18 protein-coding genes are annotated in these 17,231 nt (G+C 64.5%); 6 read left to right on the forward strand and 12 right to left on the reverse strand.

Annotated features, from left to right (window positions below):
- Positions 1 to 37: 37 nt before the first annotated feature.
- The 8 genes from atpD to OHL12_RS09410 all read right to left on the reverse strand — a co-directional run bounded on the left by atpD (position 38) and on the right by OHL12_RS09410 (position 7,464).
- Positions 38 to 1,480, reverse strand: a complete 1,443-nt coding sequence (gene atpD / locus OHL12_RS09375) for a F0F1 ATP synthase subunit beta (RefSeq protein ID WP_263413560.1) — start codon at positions 1,478 to 1,480, stop codon at positions 38 to 40.
- A 26-nt stretch (positions 1,481 to 1,506) separates the two neighbouring features.
- Positions 1,507 to 2,616, reverse strand: coding sequence for a F0F1 ATP synthase subunit gamma (locus tag OHL12_RS09380; RefSeq protein ID WP_263413561.1), 1,110 nt, complete (start codon positions 2,614 to 2,616; stop codon positions 1,507 to 1,509).
- A gap of 86 nt (positions 2,617 to 2,702) precedes the next feature.
- Entirely contained in the window at positions 2,703 to 2,930 is a 228-nt protein-coding gene (locus OHL12_RS09385; protein WP_263413562.1) for a hypothetical protein, read from the reverse strand.
- Positions 2,931 to 2,939: 9 nt separating this feature from the next.
- A complete protein-coding gene (gene atpA / locus OHL12_RS09390) occupies positions 2,940 to 4,490 on the reverse strand; it encodes a F0F1 ATP synthase subunit alpha (RefSeq protein WP_263413563.1) in 1,551 nt (516 codons plus the stop codon).
- An 84-nt stretch (positions 4,491 to 4,574) separates the two neighbouring features.
- Entirely contained in the window at positions 4,575 to 5,114 is a 540-nt protein-coding gene (gene atpH / locus OHL12_RS09395) for an ATP synthase F1 subunit delta (protein ID WP_263413564.1), read from the reverse strand.
- A complete protein-coding gene (locus OHL12_RS09400; RefSeq protein WP_263413565.1) occupies positions 5,115 to 5,840 on the reverse strand; it encodes an ATP synthase F0 subunit B in 726 nt (241 codons plus the stop codon).
- A complete protein-coding gene (locus OHL12_RS09405; RefSeq protein ID WP_263413566.1) occupies positions 5,837 to 6,307 on the reverse strand; it encodes a F0F1 ATP synthase subunit B family protein in 471 nt (156 codons plus the stop codon). The genes OHL12_RS09400 and OHL12_RS09405 overlap by 4 nt, the downstream gene beginning before the upstream one ends.
- A gap of 368 nt (positions 6,308 to 6,675) precedes the next feature.
- A complete protein-coding gene (locus OHL12_RS09410; RefSeq protein ID WP_263413567.1) occupies positions 6,676 to 7,464 on the reverse strand; it encodes an SDR family oxidoreductase in 789 nt (262 codons plus the stop codon).
- 112 nt (positions 7,465 to 7,576) lie between these two features.
- On the opposite strand from OHL12_RS09410, the gene OHL12_RS09415 reads away from it, so the two are divergent.
- The gene (locus OHL12_RS09415; protein ID WP_263413568.1) at positions 7,577 to 7,951 is read left to right on the forward strand and encodes a cupin domain-containing protein; all 375 of its coding nucleotides are present in this window, start codon (positions 7,577 to 7,579) and stop codon (positions 7,949 to 7,951) included.
- 22 nt (positions 7,952 to 7,973) lie between these two features.
- On the opposite strand, the gene hflX is transcribed toward OHL12_RS09415, so the two are convergent.
- Together hflX and hfq are read right to left on the reverse strand one after the other, a co-directional pair.
- On the reverse strand, positions 7,974 to 9,515 hold the full coding sequence (hflX, locus tag OHL12_RS09420; RefSeq protein ID WP_399261294.1) for a GTPase HflX: 1,542 nt from the start codon (positions 9,513 to 9,515) through the stop codon (positions 7,974 to 7,976).
- A 2-nt stretch (positions 9,516 to 9,517) separates the two neighbouring features.
- Complete coding sequence (gene hfq / locus OHL12_RS09425) at positions 9,518 to 9,817, reverse strand: RNA chaperone Hfq (RefSeq protein ID WP_263413569.1); 300 nt, start codon at positions 9,815 to 9,817, stop codon at positions 9,518 to 9,520.
- Between the two features lie 299 nt (positions 9,818 to 10,116).
- Here hfq and OHL12_RS09430 point away from each other — a divergent pair, with 299 nt between their 5' ends.
- The 3 genes from OHL12_RS09430 (at position 10,117) to OHL12_RS09440 (ending at position 13,567) form a co-directional block, all read left to right on the forward strand.
- Positions 10,117 to 11,265 (forward strand): DegT/DnrJ/EryC1/StrS family aminotransferase, encoded by a 1,149-nt coding sequence (locus OHL12_RS09430; RefSeq protein ID WP_263413570.1) that lies wholly within the window; start codon positions 10,117 to 10,119, stop codon positions 11,263 to 11,265.
- Positions 11,266 to 11,585: 320 nt separating this feature from the next.
- Positions 11,586 to 12,572: a 3-deoxy-8-phosphooctulonate synthase gene (kdsA, locus tag OHL12_RS09435; protein ID WP_263413571.1), complete on the forward strand. Its 987-nt coding sequence runs from the start codon at positions 11,586 to 11,588 to the stop codon at positions 12,570 to 12,572.
- 5 nt (positions 12,573 to 12,577) lie between these two features.
- Positions 12,578 to 13,567 carry a KpsF/GutQ family sugar-phosphate isomerase gene (locus OHL12_RS09440; protein WP_263413572.1) on the forward strand — a complete coding sequence of 330 codons (990 nt, stop codon included), beginning with the start codon at positions 12,578 to 12,580 and terminating at the stop codon, positions 13,565 to 13,567.
- A gap of 3 nt (positions 13,568 to 13,570) precedes the next feature.
- Here OHL12_RS09440 and OHL12_RS09445 read toward each other — a convergent pair whose 3' ends face one another.
- The gene (locus OHL12_RS09445; protein WP_263413573.1) at positions 13,571 to 15,073 is read right to left on the reverse strand and encodes a glycoside hydrolase family 32 protein; all 1,503 of its coding nucleotides are present in this window, start codon (positions 15,071 to 15,073) and stop codon (positions 13,571 to 13,573) included.
- 142 nt (positions 15,074 to 15,215) lie between these two features.
- On the opposite strand from OHL12_RS09445, the gene OHL12_RS09450 reads away from it, so the two are divergent.
- Both OHL12_RS09450 and OHL12_RS09455 read left to right on the forward strand, forming a co-directional pair.
- Positions 15,216 to 15,464, forward strand: a complete 249-nt coding sequence (locus tag OHL12_RS09450; RefSeq protein ID WP_263413574.1) for a hypothetical protein — start codon at positions 15,216 to 15,218, stop codon at positions 15,462 to 15,464.
- Positions 15,465 to 15,485: 21 nt separating this feature from the next.
- The gene (locus OHL12_RS09455; RefSeq protein WP_263413575.1) at positions 15,486 to 16,001 is read left to right on the forward strand and encodes a hypothetical protein; all 516 of its coding nucleotides are present in this window, start codon (positions 15,486 to 15,488) and stop codon (positions 15,999 to 16,001) included.
- Between the two features lie 7 nt (positions 16,002 to 16,008).
- On the opposite strand, the gene OHL12_RS09460 is transcribed toward OHL12_RS09455, so the two are convergent.
- Positions 16,009 to 17,214 (reverse strand): SH3 domain-containing protein, encoded by a 1,206-nt coding sequence (locus OHL12_RS09460; protein ID WP_263413576.1) that lies wholly within the window; start codon positions 17,212 to 17,214, stop codon positions 16,009 to 16,011.
- Positions 17,215 to 17,231 lie beyond the last annotated feature (17 nt).

The following is a 17,231-nucleotide window of genomic DNA, read 5'->3' on the forward strand; positions in this document are numbered from 1 at the left end:
ACCTGCCGCGAACAACGAGAGCAACGAACAACGGTTCTTAGGCGTTTGCCTTCATCTTCTCGGCCGCCTCGATGACTTCCTCGATGCCGCCCTTCATGTAGAAGGCCTGCTCCGGGATGTCGTCGTGCTTGCCTTCGATGATTTCCTTGAAGGAACGAACGGTGTCGGCCACCTTGACGTACTTGCCGGGGTTGCCGGTGAAGACTTCGGCCACGTGGAAGGGTTGCGACAGGAAGCGCTGCACCTTGCGGGCGCGGGCCACCGTGATCTTGTCCTCTTCCGACAGTTCGTCGATACCCAGGATGGCGATGATGTCCTGCAGGTCCTTGTAGCGCTGCAGAATACCCTTCACGGCCTGGGCGGTGTTGTAGTGCTCGTCGCCCACAACGCGCGGCGACAGAATGCGCGAGGTGGAAGCCAGCGGATCGACGGCCGGGTAGATACCGATTTCCGTGAGCGCACGGTTGAGCACGGTGGTCGCGTCCAGGTGGGCAAACGTCGTTGCCGGAGCAGGATCGGTCAAGTCGTCGGCGGGCACGTAAATGGCCTGCACCGAGGTGACCGAACCCTTCTTGGTCGACGTGATGCGCTCCTGCAGCTGACCCATCTCGGTCGCCAGGTTCGGCTGGTAACCCACGGCGCTCGGCATACGGCCCAGCAGCGTCGATACCTCAGAACCCGCCTGCGTGAAGCGAAAGATGTTGTCGATGAAGAGCAGCGTATCCGCGCCTTCCACGTCGCGGAAGTGTTCCGCGATGGTCAGGCCGGTCAGCGCCACGCGCAGACGCGCTCCTGGAGGCTCGGTCATCTGGCCGTAGATCAACGCGGCCTTGGACTTGCGCCAATCGTGCGGATCGATCACGCCCGACTCCTGGAACTCCATCCAGAGGTCGTTGCCCTCACGGGTGCGCTCGCCGACGCCGGCGAACACCGAGAAGCCACCGTGCTGCATGGCGACGTTGTTGATCAGCTCCTGAATCAGAACCGTCTTGCCCACGCCGGCGCCGCCGAACAGACCGATCTTGCCGCCCTTCAAGAAGGGCTGGATCAGGTCGACGACCTTGATGCCGGTCTCGAACATCTCTTCCGAGGTGGCCTGCTCGTCAAATGCGGGAGCCTGGCGGTGGATCGGAGCGCGAGCCGACGTCTGCACCGGGCCCAGCTGGTCGACCGGCTCGCCGATCACGTTGAGCACGCGTCCCAGGGTTTCGCGGCCCACGGGAACCATGATCGGGCCGCCGGTATCGACAGCCTTCATGCCTCGCACCATGCCTTCGGTTGCTTCCATGGCAACCGTACGCACTCGGCCCTCGCCCAGGTGCTGCTGCACCTCAACGATGACGGAGAGCGGGTTGGGAATGTCGAAGCCTTCGCTGGTGATGCGGAGCGCCTGATAGATCGGCGGCATGTGATGCTCGTCGAACTGGACGTCCACGGCGGGGCCGCTGATCTGGATGACTCTGCCTACGTTTTCTGCCATAACTCTCTCTTTGTGCGTGGTGCGGTTTACAGCGCCGACGCGCCTGAAACGATTTCGATGATTTCTTTGGTGATCGCTGCCTGGCGGACCCGGTTCATGGTCAGCGTAAGCGAGTCGATCATGTCGCTGGCGTTGCTGCTGGCCGAATCCATTGCGGTCATGCGGGCCGCGTGCTCGGAAGCAGCGGACTCCAGCAGCGCGTGATAGATCTGCGTCGTGACATAGCGCGGCAGCAGGTGGCGGAACAGCTTGGCCGGATCCTCGTCGTAGGTGTAATCGACGTCGGCCGTACCGAAGGTCTTGGCTTCCTTCTCCTGCGCGGTCTCTTCCGGGGTGTTCAGCGAGATGCCCGACTCGGCCGCGGCGCGTCCGGCCGCTTCCTTCTGCTCTTCGGTCATTTCGTCCAGAGCGGTGATCTCCGGCGATCCCAGCTTACGAATCGGCAGCAGCTTCTCGACGACGACGCGCTGCGCGATGACCGACTTGAATTCGTTGTAGACCAGGTAGACGGCGTCGATCTCGCTGCGCTCGTATCGGTCGATGATCGAGTGCGCTGCCTTGTCGACCTCCACAAAGTCCAGCTTGGCCAGCAGCTCCGAGCGGTCGTAGGTGACCTCGACCGGATGGTTGCGGTGGCGGACGTCTTCGATGTGGTGGGACAGGCCGTTGTCGTAGGTCTGGTCGATGTGCTCCCAAGTCGCTTCCGGGTAGCGGCGCTTGAAGTAATCGCGCGCCTTGCGGCCGACCGTCTCCACGTCGACGCAATGGTCGGTCCCGTGACCATGGCGCGAGTCGATGAACTTCTGCGCTGCCTTGCCGACGTTCGCGTTGAAGGCGCCTGCGAAACCCTTGTCACCTGCCACCACGAGCACGAGCGAGGTCTTCTCTTCGCGCTCGACCAGGAGGGCGTGCAGGTCACCGGCAGTGGCGGAGTCGGCACCTTCGCCATACAGGTTGGCGCGGCGCACCAGCGATTGCAGCACGTTGGCCAGCATCTGCGCGTAGGGACGCGCCTGCATGGCACGCTCCTGCGCACGACGCAGCTTGGCAGCCGACACCATCTTCATGGCCTTGGTGATCTGCCGCGTGTTTTTTACGGAGCGGATGCGCCGCTTGAGATCCAGTACGTTTGCCATCTATCGACTTTGCTTCTCTTCGAGGCGCGTTCGCCGCACCTCGACCTCTATCAAAACTTTCGAGCACTTTCAGGACGGCTTGCCGCCTAGAACTCTGGAACCGTCTCTCCGCTTTCGGTGCCGTTCGCTGACAGCCAGCGAAGCTCCTCTTCCAGAACGAACAACCGGGCGTCCTGGCTTTCGGCGACTGCTTCCAGTTGAGCGAGACGCGAGCGGAGCGACTGCACCTGTCGGCGAAGGAAGAACACGGTCGGCAGAAGGAACCCAACCAGAAGCCCCGCCGTCCACGTCAACGCAATCGCCGCTGCGCTCATCTCGTCCTCTTATGCCGTCGCCAGTGCCGGCTGCTTGTCTGTGCTGTTCGCATCCACGAACGACTTCTTGTAGTCGTTCACGGCGTCGGTCAGCCGCTTCTTGATGTCGTCGTCCAGGGCCTTCTTGGTCGCGATGTCGTCCAGGACCTGCTTGCCCGTAGTGCCCATGTACTGGTGGAAGCCGTTTTCGAACGCCTGAATCTGCTTCACATCAACATCGTCCAGCAGGCCATTCGTACCGGCGAAGATGATGCTGACCTGCTGCGCCGCTGTGAGCGGGTGGAACTGCGGCTGCTTTAGAATCTCCACCAGGCGCTGGCCACGGTTGAGCTGCTTCTGCGTTGCAGGATCCAGATCCGAACCGAACTGCGCGAAGGCAGCGAGTTCGCGGTACTGCGCCAGATCGAGCTTCAGCGTTGCACCCACCTGCTTGGTCGCCTTGGTCGCCGCGGCAAAGCCCACACGCGATACCGACAGACCGACGTTGACGGCGGGGCGGATACCCGAGTTGAACAGATCGGTTTCCACAAAGATCTGGCCGTCGGTGATCGAGATCACGTTGGTCGGGATGTACGCGGACACGTCGCCTGCCTGCGTCTCGATGATCGGCAGAGCCGTCAGCGAACCGCCGCCCAGCTTGTCGGACACCTTGGACGAACGCTCGAGCAGACGCGAGTGGAGGTAGAACACATCGCCGGGGTACGCCTCACGGCCTGGCGGACGGCGCAAGAGCAGCGAGATCTCGCGGTACGCCGCAGCGTGCTTCGACAGATCGTCGTAGATGATCAGCGCGTGCTTGCCGTTGTCACGGAAGTACTCGCCCATTGCGGTCGCGGCATAGGGTGCCAGGTACGACATCGGAGCCGGCTCGGACGCGGTCGCGGCAACCACGATCGTGTATGCCATGGCGCCGTACTGCTCCAGGGTCTGCACCACCTGCGCCACGGACGAACGCTTCTGGCCGACTGCGCAGTAGATGCAGATCAGGTCGTTCTTGGCCGAGTTGATGATCGTGTCCAGAGCGATGGCGGTCTTGCCGGTCTGGCGGTCGCCGATCAGCAGCTCACGCTGACCACGGCCGATCGGGATCATGGTGTCGATGGCCTTCAGGCCGGTCGCCATGGGCTCGGTCACCGACTTACGGTCGATGACGCCGGGAGCGAGACGCTCTACCGGAAGGGAGTGCGGCGTGTCGATCGGCCCCTTGTCGTCTATGGGCTGGCCAAGCGCGTTGACCACGCGGCCGATCAGGGCATCGCCCACGGGCACGCTCATGATCTTTCCGGTGCGCTTAACCTCATCGCCTTCGCTGATCTCGGTAAAGTCGCCCAGCAGAACCGCGCCGACCTGGTCTTCGTCCAGGTTCATGGCAAGGCCGGAAACGCCCTTGGGGAACTCGATGAGTTCGCCGGCCATGACCTTGTCAAGGCCGTGAATGCGCGCGATGCCGTCGCCGAGCGAGATGATGGTGCCGACCTCGTCGACTGCCACCTTGGTCTCGTAGTTCTCAATCTGCTGCCGGAGCAGTTCGGTGATTTCGTCTGCCTTGAGCTGTGCCATGATTCCTTTGCTCTTTCCTTGCGTACTGCCCTTGCGTGTTGCGAATCTCTTGCGTTTCACCAGCCCGGGGCTGGTTGGCGGCGCTTACGCTCCGGCCAAATGCTCTTTCATCTGTTCCAATTGACCGCGGACCGAGCCATCGTACACTCGCGAGCCCAGCCGGATCACTGCGCCGCCCAGCAGGCTGGCGTCTTCGCTCCAGCGCACGCGGACGTTGGACCCGGCAAGCTCTCCGGCCTTCCACTGCAGCAGGTTGCGCTCGTCCTCCGCCAGCGGCTTGGCCGAAACGATCTCGACCTCGGCAACGCCGTTGGCAGCGTCTGCCATCGCCTGGTACTCCGCGACGACGTCGTCCAGCGAACCAAGACGCTCGTGGTCCATCAGAACGGCTAGGAAGTTACGGACCGTCTTGTCGATGCCGATGCGGCCAGCCACGGCGTCGAGCACCTTGAGCTTGTCGTGCTGCTCGAGCGAAGGATTGGAGAGGAACTCACGGAGTTCGCGGCTGTTATGGAGCGTGGACGAAAAGTCCGCGAGCTGCTGGCGAACCTGGTCGTTGTTCAGGCCCTGCGCCTGGGCGACCTGCTGAAATGCGCGTGCGTAGCGAAGCTCAAAGGCAGCCATTTAGTTTGTGCTCCCCTGGCCGAGCTTTGCGGCGAAGTTCTGGATCAAGGCGCGATCGTCCGCGTCGGAAATCTCGAGCCGGCTGGCGGCGCGATCGACCGCAACACCCGCGGCATAGGCGCGCAAATTGCGCTGCGCCTGTGCGGAAGCGGCTGCGATTTCCTGCTCTGCGGATTTCAGGATGCGCTCTGTTTCTTCCGCGATGTGCTGCTTCGTCCGGGCTTCTTCTTCGGCCGACTCACGCTCGCTTTCGGCGCGGATCGAGGCGATCTCGTCGTCGAGCTTGGACAAACGAGCCTCCACCGCGCTCAGCCGGGCGTTGGCGGCATCCGTTGCTACCCGCGCGTCCACAATGTGCTTCTGGATGCCTTCCGTGCGGGCACGGAAGGTCTTCGGCAGGGCCTTCGCCAGGGCGTACAGGATGGCACCGGCCAGAACGGCAAAGTTGAGCCAGTTGAACGCCGTCTGCGCCGCCTGGGGAGACATGCCCATCATGCCGCCCAGTTTCTTCACCACGGGCGAGGGCTCCTTAAGCGCCTCAGCCGCGTCCTTCTTCTCCGCAGGCTCCGTACCATTCAGGGCGGAGGTGGGTTCTGCCCGCTGCCCGGAGGCCGTGGAAGGAGCCGCTGGTGACGACGTCGTGCCCTCAACGCGCTGCGCGTGGGCCGGGCTGATGGTGACCAGAGCGGCGGACAGAACTGCAAGCGCGACAAACTTCAGCTTCATGCCTGCACCCCGTAACCCTGCTGTGCCCGGTGCGGCAGAATGGCCGCGACGATGCGATCGGAAAGCGCGTCGGCGCCGGACTCAATCTGCTGGCGAGCCTGGTCGCCAGCGGCGGTAACAGAATCCCGGGCAGCCGTAATGGACCGCTGTGCCTGCTCGCGGGCTGCAGCAATAGCATGGTCGCGGGCGTCGGCATTCGCCTTCTGCCGGGCAGCACGCGCCTCGAAGATCTTGCCACGGGCCTCGCGAAGACGCTGCTCGTAGTCGGCCGACTTGGCTTCTGCGGCGGCAATGGCGCGGTTCGCCTCGTCCATGGCGCCGCCCGTGCGGGCGTGGCGCTGGGCTAGAACCTTCGCAAGCGGGCGCTTTACCAGCGCGGAGTACGCCAGCAGCAGCAGCAAAAAGAAGCAAACCGTCGGGATGGAACCGAGCACAAGTTCGCCAAGTTGATTCAGAATCTCTTGCATGGAATGTCTTTAGGGCGTTGTTCCCGCGTTTCAGGAAGCTGTCCGGAAGGAGCCGGCGCGGGACGCGGCAACCCCTCTTTTATAGCAGAGCAGCCCTGGAGCGGCAATGAAACGCCGCCTCGGGCAGACGGTTATCGTGGCTGGACGTTGCCCGGCAGCCCGGTGCGCATAGCACTCCCCAACCGCGCCGCGAATTGGCGCTGCCATCGCAAGGTTTGGCTGGCATACGGCCGCGACCGGCGTACACTGAAGTTATTCCTCGGCCCGACTCAGGGCCAGACAAGCCGCCGCTCCCGGGACCCACCTCCACTCCCCCGAGCGACGGCTTGTTTTATGCCTGCGAGATCTCCTACGCAGCTTTTGCGCGCTTACAGGCCGCGATAGCTGCCGCCGTCGACCAGGATGGTCTGCCCGGTGGTGCTTGCCGCTTGCGCGGAGCAAAGCCAGACCGCGGTGGCCGCGACCTCCTCCAGCGTTGCCATGCGGCCAGACGGCGTTCCCGCGACCGCGCTCGCCACGGCATCGTCATAGCTCGTCCTGTGCAGGGCCGCCTGTCCGCGCAGAACCTCGCGCGTGCGCTCGCTGTCCACGTAGCCCGGCCCTACTGCGTTGGCGGTGATGCCGTCCTTCGCGAACTCATTGCTCAAGCTGCGTAGCAGTCCCGCAACGCCGGGCCGCAAGGCATTGGAGATGACCAGCCCCGGTGCCGGCTGCTTGGACGTGTACGACGTGACGGCGACGATCCGGCCGAAGCGGCCGCGCTGCATATGCGGAATGGCCGCCTGCGCAATGGCCACGACCGAGCGCAGGTTCGAGGCAAAGGCGGCGTCCCACTCGGCGGTTGTGGTTTCAAGAAAACTCTTTGCCGGAGGCCCGCCGGCATTCGGTACAGCGATATCGAGCCGCCCGAAGTGCGCCGCCGCCCATTGCACAAAGGCCCGCAGAGCGCCGTCGTCCCGCACGTCCACCGCGCATTGCTCGACCTCTACGCCGAACTTCGCACGGATTGCATCGGCACTCTCCTTCAATGCGTCGGTACCTCGCGCACACAGTGCCAGCGACACACCTTCCGCGGCAAGCGCCTGCGCGATTGCCAGCCCGATGCCTTTGCTTGCGCCGCACACTACGGCAACGCGCCCCTGCAGATGCAGATCCATAACCCTATCGTAGGGTGCGCGCCCGGTGCCGCGCTCGCAGAGCCTGCAGTTGGCCGAGGGTTGCGTGCAGGAATGGAACCAGTGCGCACCCGATTGCGATAGGCTCATCCGCATGAGCGAGATCGCAAGCCGCGCCACCACGCAACAGTACAGCTTTGACACCATGCCGCTGGAGCAGATGAGCCCGACGATCGCCCGCCAGTTCGTCACCGGAGACGGTGCCATGCTCGCCCGTATCGTCCTGGAGAAGGGCGCCGTTGTGCCCGAACACAGCCACCACAACGAACAGATCAGCTACATCCTGGAAGGTGCTCTGCGGTTCGTGGTGGGTGGGGAGGAGCGGGTGGTGCGCGCGGGCGAGGTCCTAGTCATTCCGGGCAATGTGCCGCATTCCGCTGAGGCGCTGGAACGCACGGTCGATCTGGATGTGTTCACCCCGCCACGCCAGGACTGGATCACGGGCGACGACGCCTACCTGCGGCGGTAGACGTCATGCGGCGTTTGCAGAATCAGCCGTGGGCGGTGCGGTAGCGTGGACGCTCCTCGGGGCTCGTCTCCGGCAACGCACTCGCATCGTGAACCTGGAAGCGGCGATAGCGCTGCAGCAGCGAGGACGGGCCACGCGCGGTGAAATAGATCAGGTTGCCCTCAAACCGCTTGTTCTCCAGGAAGGCTCCGCCTTCCAGCGCCGCGATGGTGCGGCCCTCGCGCTGGGGGATGCGGAAGTAAGCGGTAGCGGTCGGATCCGGGGCCTCGGCGCCGCCGATCCGATCTTCGATGGCCGCGGTCAGCCGGTCCAAGCCTTCTCCGGTTCGTGCGGAGACCGCGATGGCGTCCTTACCCAGCGAGCCAAGCAGGATTTCGCGCTCCGGCTCACTCAGCAGGTCGATCTTGTTGAAAACCTGCAGCGTCGGCGTCTGTGCAACGTCCAGCTCCGAGAGCACGGCCTCCACCTGGGCCTTCTGCTCGGCATTCATCGGCGAAGACGCGTCCCGCACGTGCAACAGCAGCTCCGCACGTTCCACCTCTTCCAGCGTGGCTCGAAAGCTGGTGACGAGCGTGTGTGGCAGGTTGCGGATAAAGCCGACCGTATCGCTCAACAGCACCTTGCGGCGCGACGGCAGAGACAGGTGGCGCAGCTTGGGATCGAGCGTGGCAAACATGCGGCTGCTGGCTAGCACGCCGGCGTCGGTTAGCGCGTTGAACAGCGTGCTCTTCCCCGCATTTGTATACCCGACGAGCGCGACCGTAGGCACGGGTACAGCCTCGCGCCGCTGACGCTGCTGACGGCGGTTACGGCGCACCTGCTCCAGTTGCGCTTTCAGCCGGTCGATACGTTCGCGGATGCGGCGGCGGTCGGTCTCCAGCTTGGTTTCACCGGGGCCTCGCGTGCCGATGCCGCCGCCCAGCTGCGACATCGCTTTGCCGCGACCCGCCAGCCGCGGCAACTGGTACTCCAACTGCGCCAGCTCTACCTGCAACTGGCCTTCGCGGGTGCGGGCGTGGCGGGCAAAGATGTCCAGTATCAACTGCGTGCGATCGATCACGCGAACGGGCAACAGGTCGTTCAGGTTGCGCGTTTGCGAGGGCGTGAGGTCGTGGTCGAACAGGACGAGGTTGGCGCCCGTGGACTGCACCACGGCCTCGACCTCTTCCACCTTGCCGGGACCGATGAGGGTGCTGATTTCCGCGCGAGGACGCCGCTGGGTCAGCGTCGCGGCGATGTGCGCTCCGGCAGACGTCGCGAGTTCCTGGAACTCAGCGAGCGCGGCTTCGAAGTCAAGATCGGGAGCTTCGGCTTCGACCGGTGCATCGTGCTCGTCCACCTCGTCCAGGCTATTGGCGTGCAACGAAGCGGAGCGGCGGGCCAGCGCGGCCGCATGGGTCAGCTTGCGGCGTTCGCCGGTCAGCTCCACGCTTACCAGCACGGCGCGGTCTTCCACGATCGCCGTGGTGTGTCCGCCGGTATCAGCATGTGAAGCTGCAGTTTCCAGCCGCGTTCCTTCGCGCGCAGCGGAGCGGCGGCGCGACGGGATGCGAGCGGTCGCCACGCCTAAACGCCTGTGGGACTGGTGGGCGGCGTGTTGTCCTGCGGCGCCGCGCCTTCGCCACGAGCCAGCGGCGGACCGCTGTGCGTGTGGTGCCCGCGCGTGCTCACCACCGTGGAAATGGCGTGCTTGAAGATCAATTGCTCCTGCGCGTTGTTTTCCAGGAGCACGGAGTACTTATCGAAAGAGCGGATCTTGCCCGTCAGCTTTACACCGCTGACCAGGTAGATGGTGATCGCGCTCTTGTCTTTGCGCACCGTGTTTAGAAAGGTGTCCTGGATATTCTGGGCCGGCTTGTTGTCCATAGTGCCGATCTCTCCCGCGCTTATCGGATAGCCCGACATCGCTGCTTGTACTGCCCTAACAAGAGCCGGAACGGCGGTCGGGAACGTGTTCCCCGAACTCTGCACCCCGCCCGGCAGATTGAACTCACGTTCCGTGTAACGAACAAAGAGTTCAAGGCTTCCCACAATACAAAACTGCTTTGCAGCTTGCAACCGTGAGTGCAAGGGCCAGCGAGGCCGGTGCACCTTCTGCAACATTAGACGCCACGTCTCCGCTTGTGTTGCGTCCTCACGCCGACAGACCCGCTATCCTATACGTCGTGTCGTCCGAAGCAGTTCCCGTTCTCGATCTGAGCCGTCAGTACGCCGCGCTGGGCGCGGAGATTCAAGCCGCGGTCGCCGATGTTTGCAGTGCTGGCCGGTTCGTTCTGGGTCAGGAAGTTCGCGCTTTCGAGCAGGCCGTGGAGCGCGATTACCGGATCACGGGAGCGATCGGCTGCGCTAGCGGAACGGACGCCCTGTGGCTGGCCATGGCCGCTCTCGGCATCGGTCCGGGAGACGCGGTAATCACCACGCCGTTCTCCTTTTTCGCCACGGCCAGCAGCATCCTGCGCGTGGGCGCCACGCCCGTCTTTGCGGACATCGACCCGGTCAGCATGAACCTGTCGGCCAGCAGCGTGGCAGAGGTGCTCCGCGAGCACACAGGCGACCGAATCCGCGCCATCCTACCGGTGCACCTGTACGGTCAATGCGCGGATTGGGACGCACTTTCTGCCTTAGCAGCAGAGCACGGGCTGACGCTGGTGGAAGACGCCGCACAGGCATTCGGTGCAAGCTGGCGCGGTGTGTACGCCGGCGCGCTGGGCGACACTGCCGCCTTCAGCTTCTACCCGACTAAGAACCTGAGCGCCTGGGGCGACGCCGGCATGACCACCGCGCGCGACGCCGCTGTGGCCGAACGCGCCACGGCCCTGCGCGCGCACGGCATGCGCCGTCGCTACTACCACGATGAGGTGGGCTGGAACTCGCGGCTGGACACCGTGCAGGCGGCGGTGCTGCTGATCAAGCTGAAGCACATTGCGCACTGGAACCAGCAGCGCGCCCGCGTGGCCGCGCGCTATACCGATCTGCTGACTGCGGCGGGCATCACCGGCAGCGTGAGGGACGGCGCCGTGTTGCTGCCCACTGCGGACCCGCGCGGCACCCACGTGTGGCACCAGTACGTGATTCGCACGCTGCGTCGCGACGATCTGCGCGCGCACCTGGCCGAGCGCAAGATCGGCTCCGAAATCTACTACCCGCTCTGCCTTCACCAGCAGGACGCCCTCGAGCATCTCGGCTACAAAACTGGGCAGTTCCCCGAATCGGAGAAGGCGGCTGCAACCGTGCTCGCGCTGCCGATCTACCCGGAACTGCGCGAAGACGAGCAGGACCGCGTCGTCGAGGCGATTGCCAGCTTTTTCAGATAAGCGCCAGCGCCTCGCGGGCTCGTAGGTTTGCCAACTCCCGCAAACGAAGTTGTACAGTCGTGACTCAGAGTTCGCTTACAAGTGCGGGAGGCCTTCGTTGCTTAGGACAGACGAACATGTGATCGTTCCGTTCAAGCTAAGGTCGTTTCTGCTCTTCCTTCTGGCTTTTCTTGTCTTGACAGCACCCTTATGGTGGCCTTTCGTGCGGCACCCTTCGGCACCGCACCGCACCGTCCAGACTGGATCAGGAACACATTAGGAGACCTTCGAACGCGGACGCACGGGGGCCAGCGATCAATGCAACGGATACCATGAATGCCATGCAGCAGCGAGCGGTTCCCGTCGGCAACGTCGTCTTTGCAAACAACGCACCGCTTGCGCTGATTGCCGGTCCTTGCCAGATGGAGTCGCGTGCCCACGCGCTGGAAACGGCGCAGGCGCTGCGCGAGATCGCCGCTCGTGTTGGCATCGGCCTGATTTACAAATCGAGCTTCGACAAGGCAAACCGCACCAGCGGTTCCGCACGCCGGGGTATCGGCCTCGATCAGTCGCTGCCGATCTTCGCCGAAATCCGCAGCGACCTGGGCTTGCCCGTGCTGACCGACGTACATGAAAGCTGGCAATGCGCTCCCGTAGCGCAGGCTGTCGATGTGTTGCAGATCCCCGCATTCCTCTGCCGGCAGACCGACCTGCTGCTCGCCGCCGCCGCAACCGGCCGCACGGTGAACGTGAAGAAAGGCCAGTTCCTTTCACCCGATGACATGACCAACGTGGCCGGCAAGCTGGCGGGCGCGACCGGCGGTGTTCTGCTGACGGAACGGGGCACCAGTTTCGGCTACAACACCCTGGTCAGCGACATGCGCGCGCTGCCCACCATGGCGCGCAACACGGGCCTGCCGGTCATCTTTGACGCCACCCACTCGGTGCAGCAGCCCGGTGGTCTAGGCGGGGCCAGTGGCGGCCAGCGCGAGTTCGTCCCGGTGCTGGCGCGGGCAGCCGTGGCGGTTGGCGTGGCGGGCGTCTTCATCGAGACGCACCCCGACCCGGACCATGCTCCGTCCGACGGCCCGAATATGCTGCCGCTGTTGCAGATGGAAGCCGTGCTGCGCGACCTGATTGCGTTCGACCGGCTGGCCAAGGGCCTGACAGCGCCTGGCCTGCCGCCGTTGAGCGCTCCGCTCGATTTGGCCGGGCAGCGCCCCGCCGATCCACCGCCGGGAGGCTACGAGATCGCCGCGACCACCTACGAGGTCGAGGCCGAGCCGATGCGGTACATTCGCAAGGATCCGAACGAGGTGTCGTCCTGAGCGAAGTGGACTTCACGGGCGCACTGGAAGGCTCGCGCGACGCACTCTCGGCCATCGAGACAGTGACCTGCGAACTGCGCGGCCTCCAGCAGCTTCGCGACGCTCTCGGCGGTGCGCTGGGCGAGACGTTCAGCACGGCGGTGCAGGTGCTGGCAGCAGTGACCGGCCGCATCCTGGTCACAGGCGTTGGCAAGAGCGGCCACATCGCTCGCAAGATCGCCGGAACCTTCGCCTCGACCGGACGGCCCGCGCACTTTCTGCATCCGGCGGACGCCAGCCACGGCGACCTCGGCACCGTTCGTCCGGAAGACGCGGTGTATGCGCTCTCCTGGTCGGGCGAGTCCGCGGAGTTAGCCGATCTGCTGGCGTACACGCGACGCTTTCGCGTTCCGCTGATCGCTGCCACTGCCTGCCCGGACTCAACGCTGGGCCGCGCGGCCGACGTGACGCTGGCGCTGCCGCACGCGGACGAAGCCTGCCCGGACTCCTTGGCGCCCACCACCAGCACGACCATGCAACTGGCGCTGGGCGACGCGCTTGCCGTGGCTCTGCTTGCACGCTCCGGTTTCACGGCCGACGACTTCCGCAACTACCACCCCGGCGGCAAGCTGGGCAGCCGCCTGTTGCGCGTTCGAGACCTGATGCACACGGGCGACGAAGTTCCGACCGTTAGCGCTGACGTAAGCCTAAGCGAGGCCATCGTTCGCATGACCAGCGGCCGCTTCGGCGTGACCGGCCTCATCAATGCTGACGGTTCCCTGCTAGGCATCCTCACCGACGGAGACCTGCGCCGTGCCTTCAACAGCGGCATGCACGACCGGCCCGCTCGCGAGGCGATGACCCGGCACCCGCGCACAGCGGAGCCCGAAACCCTGGCCACCGCTGCCTTGGCCGAGATGAACGAGCGCCGCATCACCAGCTTGTTCGTCGTGGAAAGCGGCCGCCCCATCGGCATTCTGCATATCCACGACCTGCTTCGAGCCGGGCTGGTCTAGCTGCTACGTGATGCTGCTCATGGCATAGCCCTGCACGCCTTCCAGCACGTAGCCCTCGGGCAGCACCAGCGTCGCGGGTGATTCCTTGCCATAGACCCGCGCGGTCAGCACAGCGCGGTCGGCCACAAAGACCTCCACCACAGAGTGATCCGCGTAGGCATGAATGGTGAACTGGTCGGGCAGAGGACGGTCGAAGGCAATCTCCTTGCCGGCCCACTGCAGGCCACCATCGCCGCGCGCCACGATCAAGACCGCGTTCGCAACGCCCTGCGGTGTGTGCGCCGACGATCCCTTTGCCACCGTCAGCACCATCTCGTTCTGGAACAGCGCGGGCCCGCCCAGATCGCGAATGTTCGGAACGGCTTCGCCGGCACGCAGTGCATTCACCTCGCGCGCCAGGCGGAAGCGAAGCTGGTTGCCGTCCAGCGTGAGCACGCGCGGCAGGCTCATGCAGCCGGCCCATCCCGCTTTGGCGAACTCCGCCTCGGGGCGGTCTTCGGTGATCCAGCCCCAAAGCACGCGATTACCGGCGGCGTCGGTCTGCGTCTTCGGCGCGTAGTAGGGGCCGTGGTTCAGCACGCCTTCGCTCTCGGGGGTCCACGTCATGGTGGACTTGTCGAGCGTGCCCACCTGCCACACGGGCGTGCGGCCGGCCGGCGTACCGGTGGAGTGGATCAGCACGTGCTTGTTGCCGAGCGGGAAGAAGTCCGGGCACTCCCACATCTCGCCGGTGTTCACGGTGTCTTTCTCGTCGGACCCAGTCCATTTCCCCTGCGCGAAGACCTTCACGAATTGCCACTGCTTCAGGTCAGGCGACTTGTAGAGCAGGACGTCCCCACCCCGCTTGTACTCGCCGCTGGCCAGCAGCATGTACCAGCCGTCGGCCTCGCGCCACGGTGTTGGATCGCGGAAGCCGGTCACGTGCATGCCGGGCGGCGGAGAGGCGACGACCACGCCCTGCTTCTGCCATGTGTCCAGCTTCATGTCCGGGTCGGCCGCGGCGAGCGAGGTGGGCGTGGCGAGGCACTGCTGCTCGCGCTCCGGCGGCTTCGAGTAGCTGATGGTGGCCAGCTCTGGCGTGGATTCGGAAACGCAGGTGTAGACGATCTTCGGAACGGGCCGGCCGGTGGACTTGTCGAGCACCATGGAGCCGGTGAAGACGCCGTAGCTGTCCGGTCCACCGGGCGTGGGTGCCAGTGCGATCGGGCGGTCGGTCCAGTGGACCATGTCGGTGCTCACGGCGTGCGCCCAATGCATGTCGCCCCAAACGCTTGCGCCGGGGTTGTACTGGAAAAACATGTGGTATCGGCCGTCAAAGTACACCGGTGCGCAAGGGTCGTTCATCCAGCCGCGGCGCGGCATCAGGTGATAGCGCGGTCGCAGAGGGTCGCTATCGATCTGCGGCTGCGGCGGGAACTCCGGTGCCAGTGCCTTGGCAAGGCGCGAAAGAGATAACGCGGCCGCAGTGCCGGTAGCAATTTCGAGGAGACGACGGCGGGTCAGCATGGGCTATCCGATTGTCCGCCCGCGACCCAGGCGTGGCAAGCTGCGCCTGCGGAGGGCGGTCTTGGGTGCGGCATATGGAACGATCTTTTTCTGTTGCGACAGACCCAAGCCATCGGCACAATGGGGCAGATCGGAGGCTCTGATGCGCACCGTCGTCCTGGCTTCTCTGCTGGGCGCTGCCCTGCTCCCGCCCTCCATGCTGCCGCAGACCGACGCGCCAGCGCAGACGGATACTGCAAAACAATCGACCGAGCCTCGCGACCACTCATCGAAGCACCCTGTTCGAAAACACCGAGCGAAGAGATCCAGCCACAGCGAGCCGGACAACTCCAACCCGCCGACGTTTGGGGACGCGAAGCCGGACTCGGCTGGCAACAAGCCGAAGCCATAGCAGCGAAGTTCTGGGGACACAATGAAGTGGAGCGATCTACCGCAGCGTTGGAAGCCCTGGCTGGACCTGCTGCAAAGCGTCGGTACGATCGTGGCGCTCGTGGCGGGCGCGTACTGGTTCTATCTGCAACGCAGCACTGTGCCGCAGATTCGGCTGGAACAGATCGTGACTCAACGGCCACTCGCCGGCGCCGACGATCGGACGCTGATCACGGTTGAGGTACGCACCACGAATGTCGGCAAAGTGAAGGTGGACCTGACCGGCGGCACCATGGACATTCACCAGCTCAACCCAACGGGCAGACGCGACCCGTTTACGATGGTGCAACTCGGTGACCTGACGCTGGAGCCGGGAGAGACGGATCAATCCCTGTTTCAGACGTTTGTCTTCGTGAACTCGGTGAAAACCATCCAGGTTCACTCGGCCTACAAGGTTCCGGCCAGCAAGGAAATGTACTGGAACCTGTACAGCCCGGTGGATCTTGGCGAGAAGGCTGCCGGCAAGGAGACCGCAAGTACGACGGTGGCACAGCGTTAGTCCGCCGTTACCGCCGCTTCTTGCCCTTCTTGTCTTTCTTTTCCTCGGGCGCCAACTGCGCTTCCGCCGGCGGCGTGGTGCCGGGCGGCAGCACGCGGCGCGTGTTGTTGCCTTCCAAGCGGTAGGTCTTCGTGATGAGCTGATTCTTCGGCGGCGTCCACATTCCCGTCTGCGGATTCGGCTGCGGCAGCGGCGCGCCCGCGGCCAGCACGGTGTAGCTGTAGCTGGGCGCCGGGCCAACGAAAGGCGATCCCTTTTGCGGGTTCGTCGTGCCTGGGTCCGTGCCGATCTTTACCGGCAGGTAGCCGAGAATATTGCGGTCGCGATTGGCGCCTTCGTAGCGGTGGTGCTTGGTGTTCCAGTAGAAGACGCGCAACTGGTTGAAGTCGTACGGCAGGCCGGCCTTGAACGGACTGAGCACGACGACGTAGTTGGGAACGTCCTTGCTGGCGCCCTCGATCTCCGGGTCGTTCACCATGTTCAGCACGTACGCGCCGACAATGCGCTGGTTCTCCGCGTAGCGCGCGACCGAATCCGGCACGTCCACGTCGAGCATGCGGCTCAGCATCCAGCCGGTGTGACCGTGGGTGTCGCGGACCAGCCACCAGTCTTCCATGGGCGGCGGCTCCGGAGCCTCGGGAGCAGCGGCTGCAACCGGTGTAGCTTTGCCTTTGCCTTTGCCGGCCGGAACCGGCGTAGGGGCCACCGGCATACCGGGCGGCTGCGGCTTCAGCGTGCTGGCGCGTGCCAGCAGCTTCAATTTGTCGCCTTCGTCCAGGCGGTAGAGCTTGTCGGTATCGCGGCCCGGTTTGGTATGGAGGTACACGTCGTCGCGCACCACGCCGCTGGCCACGGGAACGTCCTTCTCGTGCTGCGCGTTCAAGTCGTCGAACTCTTTGGAGACGGCCTCGGTCGCGACCGCTTTTTCGTCGATCCAACCCACCTCGCCCTTATCGGTGCGGACCTGGTAGAAGCGCTTGTTCGACTGCAGGATCTCGAGCCGCTGACCGTTGCTGACATTGCCGGTGCGATTGGAAACGGCAGCGATGCGGTCGCGCAGAAAGGTCGACTTGGCCGTGACGTACACGTAGTGCGTCAGGATCTTCGGCTTCATGCTGCTGCAGCCGACGAGCGACGCGGCGGCCAGCAGCGCCGGCAACGCAGTTGAGGTGCGAAGGCGGCACAGCAGAAGGGGTCGTTTCAGCAGGTTCATCGTACCGATTCAGGGTA

Origin of the sequence: Terriglobus aquaticus (assembly GCF_025685415.1) — a bacterium.
Lineage (GTDB): Bacteria > Acidobacteriota > Terriglobia > Terriglobales > Acidobacteriaceae > Terriglobus > Terriglobus aquaticus.

Coding starts and splice junctions, on each gene's coding strand:
- OHL12_RS09410 (WP_263413567.1), bottom strand. CDS start 7,464: ATGGATCTGCATCTGCAGGGGCGCGTTGCCGTAGTGTGCGGCGCAAGC.
- hfq (WP_263413569.1), bottom strand. CDS start 9,817: ATGGACAACAAGCCGGCCCAGAATATCCAGGACACCTTTCTAAACACG.
- OHL12_RS09445 (WP_263413573.1), bottom strand. CDS start 15,073: ATGCTGACCCGCCGTCGTCTCCTCGAAATTGCTACCGGCACTGCGGCC.
- OHL12_RS09455 (WP_263413575.1), top strand. CDS start 15,486: ATGAAGTGGAGCGATCTACCGCAGCGTTGGAAGCCCTGGCTGGACCTG.
- OHL12_RS09400 (WP_263413565.1), bottom strand. CDS start 5,840: ATGAAGCTGAAGTTTGTCGCGCTTGCAGTTCTGTCCGCCGCTCTGGTC.
- OHL12_RS09380 (WP_263413561.1), bottom strand. CDS start 2,616: ATGGCAAACGTACTGGATCTCAAGCGGCGCATCCGCTCCGTAAAAAAC.
- atpA (WP_263413563.1), bottom strand. CDS start 4,490: ATGGCACAGCTCAAGGCAGACGAAATCACCGAACTGCTCCGGCAGCAG.
- OHL12_RS09415 (WP_263413568.1), top strand. CDS start 7,577: ATGAGCGAGATCGCAAGCCGCGCCACCACGCAACAGTACAGCTTTGAC.
- OHL12_RS09385 (WP_263413562.1), bottom strand. CDS start 2,930: ATGAGCGCAGCGGCGATTGCGTTGACGTGGACGGCGGGGCTTCTGGTT.
- OHL12_RS09405 (WP_263413566.1), bottom strand. CDS start 6,307: ATGCAAGAGATTCTGAATCAACTTGGCGAACTTGTGCTCGGTTCCATC.
- OHL12_RS09460 (WP_263413576.1), bottom strand. CDS start 17,214: ATGAACCTGCTGAAACGACCCCTTCTGCTGTGCCGCCTTCGCACCTCA.
- kdsA (WP_263413571.1), top strand. CDS start 11,586: ATGCAGCAGCGAGCGGTTCCCGTCGGCAACGTCGTCTTTGCAAACAAC.
- atpD (WP_263413560.1), bottom strand. CDS start 1,480: ATGGCAGAAAACGTAGGCAGAGTCATCCAGATCAGCGGCCCCGCCGTG.
- atpH (WP_263413564.1), bottom strand. CDS start 5,114: ATGGCTGCCTTTGAGCTTCGCTACGCACGCGCATTTCAGCAGGTCGCC.
- OHL12_RS09450 (WP_263413574.1), top strand. CDS start 15,216: ATGCGCACCGTCGTCCTGGCTTCTCTGCTGGGCGCTGCCCTGCTCCCG.